The 13,538-nt window shown below is 74.1% G+C and carries 14 protein-coding genes; 13 read left to right on the top strand and 1 reads right to left on the bottom strand.

Features of this window, described 5'->3' with window-relative positions; translation table 11 throughout:
- Window positions 1-79: 79 nt before the first annotated feature.
- Window positions 80-1,813, bottom strand: coding sequence for an FAD-dependent oxidoreductase (locus ABT053_RS43045; protein ID WP_350977935.1), 1,734 nt, complete (start codon window positions 1,811-1,813; stop codon window positions 80-82).
- Between the two features lie 139 nt (window positions 1,814-1,952).
- Between ABT053_RS43045 and fabG the strand changes: the two genes are divergently transcribed.
- From fabG to ABT053_RS42980, 13 genes are all read left to right on the top strand, one after another.
- Window positions 1,953-2,702: a 3-oxoacyl-ACP reductase FabG gene (gene fabG, locus ABT053_RS43040; protein ID WP_350977933.1), complete on the top strand. Its 750-nt coding sequence runs from the start codon at window positions 1,953-1,955 to the stop codon at window positions 2,700-2,702.
- 37 nt (window positions 2,703-2,739) lie between these two features.
- Window positions 2,740-3,030, top strand: coding sequence for an acyl carrier protein (locus ABT053_RS43035; protein WP_350977930.1), 291 nt, complete (start codon window positions 2,740-2,742; stop codon window positions 3,028-3,030).
- On the top strand, window positions 3,027-3,503 hold the full coding sequence (fabZ, locus tag ABT053_RS43030) for a 3-hydroxyacyl-ACP dehydratase FabZ (RefSeq protein WP_350977927.1): 477 nt from the start codon (window positions 3,027-3,029) through the stop codon (window positions 3,501-3,503). Before ABT053_RS43035 ends, fabZ begins: the two co-directional genes overlap by 4 nt.
- A gap of 3 nt (window positions 3,504-3,506) precedes the next feature.
- Window positions 3,507-4,571: an aminomethyl transferase family protein gene (locus ABT053_RS43025; RefSeq protein ID WP_350977924.1), complete on the top strand. Its 1,065-nt coding sequence runs from the start codon at window positions 3,507-3,509 to the stop codon at window positions 4,569-4,571.
- 32 nt (window positions 4,572-4,603) lie between these two features.
- On the top strand, window positions 4,604-6,865 hold the full coding sequence (locus ABT053_RS43020; protein ID WP_350977922.1) for a beta-ketoacyl synthase N-terminal-like domain-containing protein: 2,262 nt from the start codon (window positions 4,604-4,606) through the stop codon (window positions 6,863-6,865).
- Window positions 6,866-6,870: 5 nt separating this feature from the next.
- The gene (locus tag ABT053_RS43015; protein ID WP_350977920.1) at window positions 6,871-7,638 is read left to right on the top strand and encodes a nitroreductase family protein; all 768 of its coding nucleotides are present in this window, start codon (window positions 6,871-6,873) and stop codon (window positions 7,636-7,638) included.
- Window positions 7,635-8,879, top strand: a complete 1,245-nt coding sequence (locus tag ABT053_RS43010) for an FAD-dependent oxidoreductase (RefSeq protein WP_350977918.1) — start codon at window positions 7,635-7,637, stop codon at window positions 8,877-8,879. The genes ABT053_RS43015 and ABT053_RS43010 overlap by 4 nt, the downstream gene beginning before the upstream one ends.
- A complete protein-coding gene (locus ABT053_RS43005; RefSeq protein WP_350977915.1) occupies window positions 8,876-9,745 on the top strand; it encodes an alpha/beta fold hydrolase in 870 nt (289 codons plus the stop codon). Before ABT053_RS43010 ends, ABT053_RS43005 begins: the two co-directional genes overlap by 4 nt.
- A gap of 31 nt (window positions 9,746-9,776) precedes the next feature.
- The gene (locus ABT053_RS43000; protein ID WP_350977914.1) at window positions 9,777-10,778 is read left to right on the top strand and encodes an ACP S-malonyltransferase; all 1,002 of its coding nucleotides are present in this window, start codon (window positions 9,777-9,779) and stop codon (window positions 10,776-10,778) included.
- Window positions 10,762-11,439, top strand: coding sequence for a holo-ACP synthase (locus tag ABT053_RS42995; RefSeq protein ID WP_350977912.1), 678 nt, complete (start codon window positions 10,762-10,764; stop codon window positions 11,437-11,439). Before ABT053_RS43000 ends, ABT053_RS42995 begins: the two co-directional genes overlap by 17 nt.
- Complete coding sequence (locus ABT053_RS42990) at window positions 11,439-12,287, top strand: nuclear transport factor 2 family protein (protein WP_350977909.1); 849 nt, start codon at window positions 11,439-11,441, stop codon at window positions 12,285-12,287. Before ABT053_RS42995 ends, ABT053_RS42990 begins: the two co-directional genes overlap by 1 nt.
- A 101-nt stretch (window positions 12,288-12,388) precedes the next feature.
- Complete coding sequence (locus tag ABT053_RS42985) at window positions 12,389-13,168, top strand: alpha/beta fold hydrolase (RefSeq protein WP_350977906.1); 780 nt, start codon at window positions 12,389-12,391, stop codon at window positions 13,166-13,168.
- Window positions 13,165-13,538, top strand: a 374-nt coding sequence (locus ABT053_RS42980) for a 4'-phosphopantetheinyl transferase superfamily protein (protein WP_350977904.1), incomplete at its 3' end; no start/stop codon positions are given. The genes ABT053_RS42985 and ABT053_RS42980, both read left to right, overlap by 4 nt.

Below are 13,538 nucleotides of genomic sequence, written 5' to 3'. Positions count from 1 at the left end.
CGGCACCTTCGACAGCGGCACCGCCCCCTGGTGGAGCACCGGCAACACCGCGCTGGAGGCCCGCTCCGGCGCGACCGCGTCAGTGTCTGGCCAGGATCAGGCCGAGTGCCCTCGCGAGCGCCTCTGCCGAGGCCGGGCCGTCGGGGGAGCGCCAGGCGACGTGCCCGTCGGGACGGACGAGGACGGCGCCCCCCGGGCCGAGCCCGTACTCCTTCGCCCAGGTGGGAGAGGCGAGCGGGCCGTGCTCCCCGGCCCGTACGGGGGAGGCGGGCGGGCCGTCCGCGGCGGCGGGCTGGTCACCGGGGACGTGCGGGGAGGTGAGCGGGTCCCCGGGGAGGTGCGGGGAGGTCGCCGCGGCCGAGGGGGAGTCGTCGGCGGAGATCTCCACGACGGTGAGCGGGACACCGGTGAGGCGGGCCGCCTCCGCGGCCGGTCCCGGCCAGCCGCCGCCCCCGGGGGCGAGCAGCGTGAAGCGCGGCCCGAGCAGGTCCAGCGTCGAGACGCGCCCGCCCGGTCCGTGGAGCCACACGTGAGGGGCCCGGTGCCCGGGGCGGGCGGCGGGGGCGTACGTCCGGTACGGGTCGGCGGGCGCGGGGGGCGGGGTGCCGTCGGGCAGCACGGCGGCGGAGTCGTAGTGGAACCCCAGCACCAGCCCCTCGCAGCTGCGCCGCCCGGCCTGCTGCTCGATGGCCTCCCGCATGGACAGCCGGCCCTCCATCATGGCGAAGGTGATCAGCGCGTTGTTCAGGCTCTCGTCCACCGTGCGGGCCGCGACGGGACGGCGTTCGGCCTCGTAGGTGTCCAGCAGTTCCTCGCCCGCGGTGCCGCGCAGCACGGCGGCGAGCTTCCAGGCCAGGTTGTGCGCGTCCTGGATGCCGCAGTTCATGCCGAACCCGCCCTGCGGCGTCGCCACGTGCGCGGCGTCGCCCGCGAGGAAGACCGGCCCGGCCCGGAAGGCGGTGGCGACCAGGGCCTGCTGCAGCCACGGCATCACGCCGAGGACGGTGACGGGCAGGCCGGGCACGCCGACGGCGGCGCGCACGGCCGCGAGGCAGGCCTCCTCGGTGAAGTCCGCCGGGCTGCCGCCGAGCTCGGGCTCGTAGCCGGTCTGCACCATCCAGCGGCGCTCGTGGTCCACCGCCTCCACCGCGCAGGGCGGGTCGGTCAGGAAGGAGAGCGCGGCCCGCCGCTCGGGGGGCAGGAAGCCGAGATCCGCGTCGAACATGATGCTGATCATGTGGCCGAGCGGCGGCGGTCCCTCGGTCGCGATGCCGAGGTCCTCGCGCACGCCGCTGCGGCTGCCGTCGGCGGCCACCAGGTAGCGGCAGCGCACCCGCGTCTCGCCGTCCGCGCCGCGCACGGTCGCCGTCACGCCGCCGGGGGTGGCGCTCATGCCGGTCATGGTGGCGCCGAACCGCACGTCGATCTCCGGCAGGGACCCGGCCAGCCGCCGGAGGATCACCTCCAGGCGGTCCTGCGCGCACAGGAAGGTGTAGGTGGGGCTCTGCGGGGCGTCCCGCTCCAGCTCGGCGGCGGAGCGGACGAAGTCGTCGGCGCTGAGGGAGCTGCCGACGCCCACCGCGAGGAACTCCTCCCGGGGCATGCCGGCCCGCTCGACCTCGTCGTGGACGCCCCAGGCGCGCAGGAGCTCCATCGTCCTGGTGGTGATCAGGCGGGCCTTCGGGAAAATGGAGGTTCCCGTCCGCTTTTCCACCAGCAGTACGGATATTCCGTGACGGGCGAGCTCAATGGCGGCACAGAGCCCGACGGGCCCGCCTCCGACGACCAGGACTTCGACATCGAGCTCATTCATGGGCCAAGACTCATATATCGATAAATTCGAGTCAATACCAGAATATCTGCGTGATGTAGGCATGATGCAGAGGCTTAGTAGTTTATGAGGAAAGATCCAGATCGATCGATCCGGCGATTATCGAATTCCTGGAGAGATGATGCTCTTTGCCCCCGGCTCCGTGGCCGTGGTGACGGGTGGGTCCCGAGGGATCGGCCGGGCCGTCGCGCTCGACCTGGCCCGGGAAGGCGCCAACGTCATCGTCAACTACTCCCGGTCCGAAAGCGAGGCCAAGGAAGTGGTCGACCAGATCGCGCAGGAAGGCGGCCGCGCGAGCGCCGTGCAGGCCGACGTCACGGACGAGGAGGCGGTCAAACGCCTCTTCCGTACCGTGCGGGCCGAACACGGCCGGCTCGACGTGCTGGTGACCAGCGCGGGCGTCACCCGGGACCGCTACCTCATCGCGATGAGCCTGGAGCAGTTCCGCGCCCCCGTGGACACCAACCTCGTCGGTACCTTCCTCGCCTGCCGCGAGGCGCTGAAGCTGATGCAGCACCAGCGGAGCGGGTCGATCGTGACCATCTCCTCCTCCAGCGGGCTCGACGGCGGCTTCCCCGGCCAGACCAACTACGTGGCGTCCAAGGGCGCGATCATCGCCTTCACCCACGCCCTGTCGAACGAGGCGGCCCCGCACGGGGTACGCGCCAACGTCGTCGCCCCCGGCTTCGTCTCCACCGACATGACCCGCAAGGTGCCCGCCGACATCAAGAAACGCTACGAGTCGCGCATTCGCCTGGGCCGGATGGGCCGGCCGGAGGAGATCGCCTCCATCGTCAGCTTCCTCGCCTCGGACAAGGCCTCGTACATGTCCGGCTCGGTGGTCGTCGCGCACGGCGGCGGCCTCCAGTGACCCGTCCGGCCATCGGCCCGGAGCACAAGGAGAATCCATGACCATCGACGAACTGCGGGCGAAGGCCGCCCAGCGGCAGCAGACCTGCAACCAGATCAAGAAGATGATCGTGTCCCGGCTCGACCTGGAGATCGAGCCGGGCTGGATCACCGACGACCAGCCGCTGTTCGGCCGGGGCCTCGAACTGGACAGCCTCGACGTGCTGGAGCTCTACGTCGCCATCGAGGCCGAGTTCGGCGTCGCGCTCTACGACAGCGACATGGCGGTCTTCGGCTCGGTGTCGCGGCTCGCGGACGAGGTCGACCCCGCGCTGAGGGCACCGGCATGACGGCGGCCCCGCAGGCGCCGCCCATCACCGGGCTCACCCACGACCAGATCCGCGCCGTGCTGCCGCACCGCTGGCCGATGCTCATGCTCGACCAGGTCGTCAAGGTGGTGCCCGGCGTCAAGGGCACGGCGACCAAGAACGTCACCGGCACCGAGCTGTGGTTCCAGGGCCACTTCCCCGGCCAGGCGGTGCTGCCCGGCGTCGTCGTCGTCGAGGCCATGGCCCAGCTCGCCGGGGTGGTCTTCGCCCTGGCGGGCGCCAGCGAGATCGGCTATCTGGCCGGCGTCAGGTCGATGCGCTTCCGCCGCCCGGTCGTACCGGGCGACCAGCTCGTGCTCACGGCCGAGCAGACCGGCGGCGCCACCGGATTCGCCGAGTACCGGGTCTCGGCCCGGGTGGACGGCCAGGTCGCCGCCGAAGGAAACCTCACGATCGCCGACCCGGCGACCCAACACTCCGCGCGAAAGGTGTGAACCATGGCTAGCGTCCTCGTGACCCGGCATCCGGAGGACACCGTCCACGGAGAGGTGGGCGACAGCACGGTCCCGCTGCGCTTCTCCTCGACCTCACAGGAATACCAGGTGCTCCGGGACCGCGCGGCGGTGCTCGACCTCGGCGGGCACCGGCTCATCGAGATCACCGGCCCCGCCGCCGTGGACTTCGCCCAGCGGATTCTCGCCCGCGACGTGGAGTACCTCACCTCCGACCGCTGCATGATGAGCCTCGTCCTCGACGAGTCCGGCCAGGTCGTGGACCAGGTCATCGCCTTCGGGCGGGAGGACGGGCTGCTCCTGGAGAGCTCCTGCGGCGCCGGCACCCGCCTGCTGGAGCACCTGCTGGCGCACGCGGAGGAGGGCGCCGAGATCGTCGACCGCTCCGCGGACCTGACGGTCATCGGCCTGGAGGGCCCGTACGCGTGGGGCGTGGTCGGCCGGCTGCTCGACGGCGAGCTCGCCTCGCTGCCGTTCGAGTCCGTCGTCGACACCACCTGGAACGACGTGGACCTCGTCTTCGCCAGGACCGGCTACACCGGCGAGTACGGCTACCAGATGATCGTCTCGCGGGAGTCCGCTCCCGCCCTGTGGGAGGGCGCGCTGGAGCACGCCCAGGCCGCCGGGCAGGAGGCGCTGGAGCTGGCGATGCTGGAGGTGCGCCAGCCGATCCTGCGCCACGAGGCCACCCCGGGCGCCTCGGTGATCGAGATCGGCGCCAACTGGCTGGTCGACATCACCAAGGACGACTTCGTCGGCCGCGCCGCCGTACTGGAGGCGTTCGAGGCCGGGGGCGGGCGGCGCACGGTCGGGTTCACCGGCTGCGAGGGCGTCCCGGCACCGGGCACCCGCGTGCTCGCCGGCGGCCAGGACGTGGGCGAGGTCGTCCACGCCGTCCACAGCACCGGCCTCGGCGCCACCCTCGGCCTGGCCAGGGTGGACCCCGAACTGGCGGCGGCCGGCCTCGACCTCACCGTCGCGGGCCTCTCCGTCACCACACTGACCAGCCCGTACATCGTGCCCAAGAGCTGGAGCATTCCGATCATCTGATCGGCGGGTCACGCTGAGTAAGGAGGCAGAGCATGGCGCTGCGGCCCGTCGTCGTCACCGGACTGGGCATCATCTGCGCGGCCGGCAGGAACCCCGCGGAGTTCTGGACGCGGCTCATCACGGCCAGGGGCGGGCTCGCCCCGATCGAGGACGAGGCGTTCGCCGTGTTCGCGGCCAGACACGCGGGCCAGGTGCCCGACGCCTGGATCGACGCCCAGGTCCCCGCCGGCGAGGCGGCCGGGGACCGCACGGCGCGGCTCGCGCTCGTCGCCGCCCGCCAGGCGGTCGAGCAGGCGGGGGCGGCCCCCGCCCCCGACCGGTTCGGCATCATCCTCGGCAAGTGCCAGGCCACCCCCGGCCCGGCGGGGGCCTACCAGCCCATGCACCACACCGCCGACGTGGTCGCGGAGCGGCTCGGCCTGCGCGGGCCGCGCGTCCTCGTCTCGACCGCCTGCGCGGCCGGGGGCAACGCGATCGGCCTGGCCAGGGACAAGATCCTCACCGGCGAGGCCGACGCCGTCCTCGCCGGCGGAGTCGACCCCCTGCTGTTCGGCACCTACGCGGGCTTCGCCGGGCTGCAGGCGATGAGCACCGGCCCGTGCCGGCCCTACAGCCACTCCGACGGGCTCAACCTCGGCGAGGGCGCCGCGTTCCTGCTGCTGGAGCCGCTGGACCTGGCACTCGCCAGGGGCGTCACGCCGCTGGCGGAGGTCGCCGGATACGGGCTGTCCGCCGACGCCTACCACGCGACCGCCCCCGACCCCACCGGGCGCGGCGGGGCCAGCGCCGTGCGCCGCGCGCTGGCCGAGGCCGGGCTCACCCCCGGCGACGTCCACTACGTCAGCGGGCACGGCACCGGCACCCCGGCCAACGACACCATGGAGGCCAAGGTCATGCGCCTGGTCTTCGGGGAGCGGGCCGCCCAGGTGCCCACCAGCAGCATCAAGTCCTTCGTCGGCCACACCCTCGGCGCCGCCGGGGCGGTCGAGGCCGTGGCCAGTGTGCTCGCCCTGCACCACGGGGTGGCGCCGCCCACGATCGGCTTCGACGACGACGACGCGCCGGCCGACCTGGACTACGTGCCGAACCGGGCCAGGGAGATGCCCATCGGCACGGTGGTCTCCAACAACTACGCCTTCGGCGGCAACAACGTCTCCCTCGTGCTGGCCCGGCCACGGGACCCGATCCCGTACGACCCGACGCCCCGCAGGGAGGCGGTGATCAGCGGGCTGGGGCCGGTCACCGGCGCCGGGACCGGCATCGCCGAGACGGCCGCGGCGATCGCCGCCGGGCACCACGGCGCGGGACTGGCCCCGTCGCTGGAGGGCCGCACGTTCGCGCCGCGGTCGCTGTGGCGGCACATGAACGGCCTGTCGCGCCTGGCGATCGCGGCCTCCCGCCTGGCCTGGGAGGACGCCGGGCTCAAGCTGCCGCGCAAGGCGCTGGACGACGTCGCGCTGGTCTTCGCCACCGGCGCCGGGTCGGCCGAGAGCACCGGCGGCTTCGACGACAGCATCGCGCTCAACCCGAACAAGCCGGCCGTGCTGAGCTTCTCCAACGTCGTGCTGAACGCCACCGGCGGCGCGGTCTGCCAGACGCTCGGGCTGCGCGGCCCCACCACGACCCTCTGCAACGGCGCGGCGTCGGCCTCCATCGCGCTGGACTGCGCGCTGGAGATGATCGACGCGGGCAAGGCCGAGGTCGTCCTCGTCGTCGCCGCCGACGAGACCCCCGGCGTCACCCCCGGCGCCCCCGCGCCGGCCGGGGACGGCGGGCCGGTGCCGTACGGCACCGGGACGGCGCCGGTGGCCGGATCGGGGGCCGTGGCCTTCGTGGTCGAGTCGGCCGCCCACTGCGCGGAGCGCGGCGGCAGGCCGTACGCCCGGGTGGCCGGCACCAGGCACGCGGCCGGGCAGGGGGCCGAGCCCGTGGCGCGCAGCCTCGCGCTGACCGGGGCGGAGCCCGGCCTGGTCCTCGGCGCGGCCACCGGGACGCCCCGCGACGCGGAGGAGGCGGCGGCGGTCCTGGCCCGCGTGCCGGGCGCGCTGCTCACCGCCTCGGCGGCGCTGATCGGCGACTGCCAGGCGGCCACCGGCGCGATGAACATCGCCCTGGCCGCGCTCGCCGTCCGCGACGGCCTCGCCCCGGCGCTCGCCGGGCTCGACGAGCCGCTCGCCGGCGACCTGGGCTCGTACGTGACCCGCCCCGAGCTCGCCGGGCCGGTGGCGAGCGCATTGGCGCTCACCGCGGCGCACGACTCGGTCCGCGGCGCCGTCCTGCTGGAGGAGGTGTGAGCGGGATGCCCTTCGACACGCCTCTCGACACGCCCCTCGGCGCACCCTTCGCCACGCCCTTCGACGTGGCCGAGACCGACCGGCTGCTGACCACCACCCGGTCCGTGCGCCGCAGGCTGGACCTGGAGCGGCCGGTACCCCGGGAGATCGTGGAACAGGCCCTGGAGGTCGCCGTCCAGGCGCCCACCGCCAACAACCACCAGAACTGGCGCTGGCTGGTGATCACCGAGGCGGGCGTCAAGGAGAAGCTCGCCGACATGATCCGCTCCTCCTGGGCCTTCCACCGCAACGACATGTGGACCAACGCCGGGCGGCGGCGCCACGACGCGCAGGCCCGCCGCAACTACGACTCCGCGCAGGCGCTCACCGAGACGATCGCGTCGGTGCCGGTGCTGGTCATCCCCTGCGTGCTCGGCCGGCCGCCGGACGCCGCCGCCATCAACGCGAGCTGGCGGGCGCGGATGGCCGACAAGATCGCCGAAGATCCCGGCCACCTCGTCCAGCACGGCGAGACGCGGGCCAGCATCTTCTACGGCTCCATCTTCCCCGCCGTCTGGTCCTTCCAGCTCGCCCTGCGCAGCCGGGGGCTCGGCAGCACCATCACGTGCCTGCACGTGCCGCACGAACGCGAGACCGGGCGGTTGCTCGGCATCCCCACCGGGGTCACGCAGGTCTGCATGATCCCCGTCGCCTACACGCTGGGCACCGACTTCCGCCCGGCCGATCGATACCGAGCCAAGGAACGCACCTACTGGGAGAGGTGGGGGCAGTGACCCGACCCGAGCAGCCCGACGTCGTCATCGTCGGAGGCGGCATCTCCGGCGCGTCCGCCGCCTGCAAGCTGGCCGCCGGCGGGCTTTCCGTGGTGCTGCTGGAGAAGCAGGACGACTACCAGGACCTGGTCCGCGGCGAATGGCTCGCCCCCTGGGGGATCAGGGAGGCGCAGCGCCTGGGCGTCTACGACTGCTTCTCCGCCGGCGGCGCCTGGGAGATCCGCGAGTGGATGACCTGGGACGAGGCCGTCACGGAGGAGGAGGTCGAGGCGGTGGACATGACCAGGTTCATCCCCGGCATCGGCGGCCCCATGTCCTTCCCGCACCACGCCGTGTGCGCGCTGATGGCCGAGCAGGCCGAGGCCTCGGGCACCCACCTGGTGATGAACGCCTCCAAGATCGTCGTCGTTCCCGGGGAGCGGCCCGTCGTCACGTACCGGACCCCCGAGGGCGCGTTCGAGCTGCGGCCCCGCCTCGTGCTCGGCGCCACCGGCCGGGGCTGCACGGTCGGCCGCCAGGTCGGCATCACCATGCGCAACTCCATGCACCACTGGGGCGGCGGCATGATGGTCGAGGACATGGCCGGCTGGCCGCCCGACGTGCAGGCCATGGGCACCGAGGGCGACGTGATGTTCATGGTCTTCCCCCAGGGCCACGGCCGGGCCCGCCTCTACCTCAACTTCCCCACCGTCAACAAGCACCGCTACCGGGGACCGGGCGGCGTCGAGCGCTTCCTGGCCGCGTTCGAGCTGGAGTGCCTGCCCGACCGGGGCAAGGCGGTGACGGAGTCGACGCCCGCCGGCCCGCTGTCGGTGTGGCCGTCGGTGTCCAGCGTCCCGGAGGGGCCTCCGCTCACCGAGGGCGTCGTGCTGATCGGCGACGAGGCGGGCAACGCCGACACCGTGCTCGGCACCGGCCTGTCGTGCGCGATGCGCGACTCCCGGACGGTCTGCGACATCCTGCTGTCCTCCTCCGACTGGTCGCCCGCGGCGTTCGCGCCGTACGTGGAGGAGCGGAACTTCCGGCTGGAGCGCCTGGACTTCGGCGCCTCCATCATCAGCAGGCTGCACGTGGAGTTCGGGCCCGAGGCCGTCGAGCGCAGGCGCCGGGTCCGCAGGCTCATGGCGCGCAACTTCGCCGCGCAGGTGACCGGGCTGCTCAACATGGTCGCCCCGGAGGACGTACCGGAGTTCGGCTTCAGCGAGTTCTTCGCTGAGCGGCTGTTCAGGGAGACGGCATGACCGAGAAGAGAACCGTACGCGTCAACGACGTGGACCTCGCCTACGTGGACGAGGGCGAGGGCGACCCCGTGATCCTGCTGCACGGCTTCCCCGACTCCTCCTACCTGTGGCGCCACCAGATCCCGGCGCTCGTCGAGGGCGGCTTCCGGGTCATCGCGCCCGACCTGCGCGGCTTCGGGGACTCCGGCAAGCCGCAGGAGGCCTCGGCGTACGGCATGCAGACCATCGTCAACGACGTCGTGGCCCTCACGCACCACCTGGGCATCAAGCGCCCGCACCTGGTCGGCCACGACTGGGGGGCGGCGATCGCCTGGATGTACGCGTTCCTGATGCCGCGCAGGCTCGACCACCTGGCGGTCCTGTCGGTCGGCCACCCCGGCGTCTTCGCCACGCCCTCGCTGGAGCAGCGGGCGGCCTCCTGGTACATGCTCTTCTACCAGTTCCCCGGGGTGAGCGAGGAGCTGCTGCGGCGCAACGGCTGGCGGCTGTTCAAGGAGATCATGGGCCGCGACGGCGACCACGACCGCTACCTGCGCGACCTGGCCAGGCCCGGCGCGCTCACCGCGGGCCTCAACTGGTACCGGGCCAACCGCTCGCCCGAGGCCGAGCTGCGCCCCGCCCGGCCGTTCCCGCCGGTGTACGCGCCGACGCTCGGCATCTGGGGCGCGGGCGACAAGGCTCTCCTGGAGGAGGGCATGACCGGCTCCGGCAAGTACGTCAAGGGCCCGTGGCGCTACGAGCGGATCGAGGACGCCGGCCACTGGCTCCCCCTGGACGCCCCCGACGAGGTCAGCAAGCTGCTGCTCGGCTTCCTCGGCACGGAAAGCCCCGCGCACGAGGAGCGGCGCCCCAGGCGCAGGCTCTAGCCGGTTCCGATCGGCGGAAGGAGACGACGACATGCTGGGCTATCTCTTCCCCGGACAGGGAACGGTCCGCGTCGGCATGGGCGCCTGGCTGCGACGCAGCCGGGCGGCCAGGCAGCGCCTCGACCAGATCGACGCGCTGCTGCCCCGGCCGATCTCGCCGCTGTGCGCCCGGGGGCCGCTCGACTCGCTGGTCGCCACCGAGCACGCCCAGATCGCGGTCACGGCCTGCAACCTGGCGGCGCTCGCCGTCCTCGGCGAGGAGGGGTACGAGCCCACCGTCGTGGCCGGGCACAGCGTGGGCGAGCTGAGCGCGCTGCACGCGGCCGGGGTGCTGGACCTGGCCGGCACGGTCCGGCTGGTGGCGCTGCGCGCCCGGCTCATGGCCGGGGTCGCCGTCTCCGGCGGGATGCGGGCGGTGATGGGCCTGCCGGTGGAACGCGTCGAGCGGTACGCCGCGGACGCGTCCGAACCGGGGGAGCCGGTCGTGGTGGGGCTGGAGAACGCGCCGGGCCACGTGGTGGTGTCGGGCTCTCCGGCCGCGCTCGACCGGCTCGCGGAACTCGCCGTCGACGCCGACAAGATCGTGCCGTTGCGGGTGGGCAACGCCTTCCACTCGCCGCTGATGGCGGGCGCGGAACGCGCCTGGGCGGCGGCGGTCGCGGCGGCCCCCATGGACGAGCCCCGCGTCCCCGTCGTCCCCAACGTCACCGGCGAGCCCACCACCGACCTCGCCGTCCTGCGCCAGGCGCTGGTCGCCCAGCTCACCGGCCGCGTCCGCTGGACCCGCACGATGGAGACGATCGCCCCCGCCCCGCCGGGACCCGCGCTCGACCCGGCGACCGACACGGCGCTCGACCCGGTGCTCGACCCGGTGCTCGACACGGCGTCCGAGACGGTCCCCGTCGTCGAGGTGGGCGACAGCAAGGTGCTCACCGGGCTGGCCCGCCGCACCGGGGTGCGCTGCCTGAGCATGGCCGACCCCACCACCCTCAGGCGGCTGGCGAAGGCGGTGGCCCGTGAACCGGTGGGGTAGCGCGGTCGTCGGCCACGCCGGGCTCACCCGCCCCCGCGAGCTCGTCGGCGACATGCCGCTGGAGGTCGTCTACACGCGCGCCGAACGCCTCAGGTCGGCGGGCGGGCGCACCCTGCAGCACTGGGCGGGACGGCTGGCCGCCAAGCGCGCGGTCCTGCGCCTGCTCGGCCTGCCCCCGACCCCCGAGCACCTCGGCCAGGTCGAGATCCTGCCGCTCCCCACCCCGGCCTGCCGGGCGGACGGGGCCTGCCTCGACGGGCACCCGCCCGCCGTACGCCTGCGCGGCGACCTGGCCGCGCGCACGTCCCCCGGCGCCGGCCCTGCTGCTCCCGGCGCCGGGCCCGGGGTTCCCGGTGGCGGGCTCACGGGTCCCGGCGGTGAGCCCGTGGCTCCCGGTGGCGGGCTCACGGGTCCCGGCGGTGAGCTCGTGGCTCCCGGTGGCGGGCTCACGGGTCCCGGCGGTGAGCTCGTGGCTCCCGGTGGCGGGCTCACGGGTCCCGGCGGTGAGTCCGTGGCTCTCGGTGGCGGGCTCACGGGTCCCGGCAACGGGCACGCCGCCGACGGCGCCGGGTGGATCCGGGTGTCGATCAGCCACACCCACGTCCGGGCGGTCGCCCTGGCGGTGCGTACGCGGCGGTTACCGGAAGACGGAGGCGGTTGATGGACGCGAGGAAGACGGCCGAGGCGCACCTGGAGGCGTGGCGGGCCGGCGACGCCGAGGCGGTCGCGGCCACCGCCGGCACCTACACCGACCCCGACTGCCCCGGCCCGCTGTCCGGCGAGGCGCTGGCGGCGCACGCCGCCGCCACGCTGGCCCGCTTCAGGAACCTGAGCTTCCAGGTGGACCTCGTCACCGGGGACGGGGACGCCGCCGCCGTGTCCTGGCGGCTCGTGGCCGACCACCGCGAGGCGTACCTGGGCATGCCCGCGACCGGCGGCACCGTCACCGTGTCCGGCCTCGACCTGGTCACCGCCGACGCGGGCGGCACGCACGTCCGGCGGGTGTTCGACCGGCTCGCGGTCGCCGAGGCCCTCGGCTACACGGCGCGGTTCGTGCCCGCCTCCGACGAGACCCGCGAGTTCGGCGTGAGCGCCAGGGCCGCGGGCGGGCGCACCGAGCGCCCCGGCGCGCTCGTCCTGACCTGGCTGGAGGTCCGCGACGACGCCGAGTCCGCCGACGTGGACCTGCTCAGCGTGGAGATCGTCAAGTCGCTGCGCGCCTCGCGCGGCTTCCTCGGCGCGACCACGTTCGACGTCGGCGGGCGCAAGTTCACGCTCAGCGCCTTCGACAGGCCCGAGTCGCTGCGCGCGGTCCACGCCCGGCCGCACCAGCGGGCCATGCGCCGCTTCTTCAAGGGCGGGCTGTGCACGCGCGTCCACACCAGCGTCTGGTATCCCGCCACCGTGCGGGACTACGCCCGCTGCCCCGGCTGCGCGCAGGTCGTGACGGCGGGCACGGGCGCGGCCTGCGAGTGCGGCTGGATCCCCGAAGACGCCTCGACCCTGTGACCGAGCGACCGAGCGACCGGGCGACCGGGCGACCGGATGACCGGGCGACTGAGCGACCGAGCACCTTGTGACCGAGCGACCGAGTGACTGGAGCCTTGACGATGAGGGAATTCACCACCGAGCACCGGCCCGGTGACGGAGCGCCGGCCGTGGTGTTCATGTCCGCGCTGTTCGCCGGCGGCTGGATCTGGGACCACCCGTACGACACCCTGGCGCGGGCCGGCCGCACGGTGCTGCGCACGAACGAGGCCATCTGCGCGATGGACCGCCAGATCGCGGGCTCCATCGAGCGGCTCGGCGACACGCTGCTCGACGCCTGCGACGCCGCGGGGCTGGGCGACATCGTCGTCTGCGCCAACTCCCTCGGCGGCCTCGTCGCCATCGACCTGGCGGGCCGCCGCCCCGACCGGGTCCGCGGCATCGTGGTGAGCGGCGCCCCCGGCCTCAGCCCCGACCCGGACGTCGGGCTGAGCTTCGACCGGCGCGGCAGCGTCCGCCCGACCGGCGAGGACTTCGGCCGCCGCATGGTGGCGGCGCTCTTCCACCAGGGCTGCCACTTCTCCCCCGAGCGGATGGCCGAGGCGGGCGAGCTGATCAACCGGCCCGACTCGATGGTGTCCATGGCCCGCAGCCTCAAGGCCACCCGCGCCTACCGCGTCGGCCCGGCGCTGGACAAGGTGGCCTGCCCCGCCCTGTACGTGTGGGGCAGGCACGACCGGATGACGCCCGCGGCCCCCTGGATGGAGGCCCTCGCCGGGCGGGACGGGCACCAGACGCTCCTCATCGAGGAGAGCGGCCACATCCCGATGGTGGAGTGCGCCGAGGAGTACACCGCGGCGCTGGAGCCGTTCGTCGACCGATGCGCCGGAGCACTCGCGTGAGCCCGCCCGCCGTCCTCCTGGGCGTGGACATCGTGGAGTCCGGCCGGCTGGCCAGGGCCGCGGACCGGGGCGGGGAGCTCCTCGCCCGTCACGTCGCCACCGCGGCCGAGCGGCACCTGGGAACGGGCCGCGTCGCCTTCTCGGTCAAGGAGAGCCTCATCAAGGCGGTCGGCGGGCGGCCCCCCGGCTTCACCTGGCACGACTTCGAGGCCGTGGCCGCGCCCCCGGCCCCGTGGACGGGGGCGCTGCTGGACGAGGCCGCCGGTGAGCTGGCCGCCTCCACCGGGCTGCCGCTCACCGAGGGGGCGGCGTACGCGGTCCGCCAGCTCCCGGAGCCCCTCCTCGTCCAGCTCGTCCGAGGAATGCGGGC

Origin of the sequence: Streptosporangium sp. NPDC002524 (assembly GCF_040295985.1) — a bacterium.
GTDB lineage: Bacteria > Actinomycetota > Actinomycetes > Streptosporangiales > Streptosporangiaceae > Streptosporangium.
Note: the sequence above shows the minus strand (reverse complement) of the source record. Positions and strands in the feature narration are given on the sequence as shown.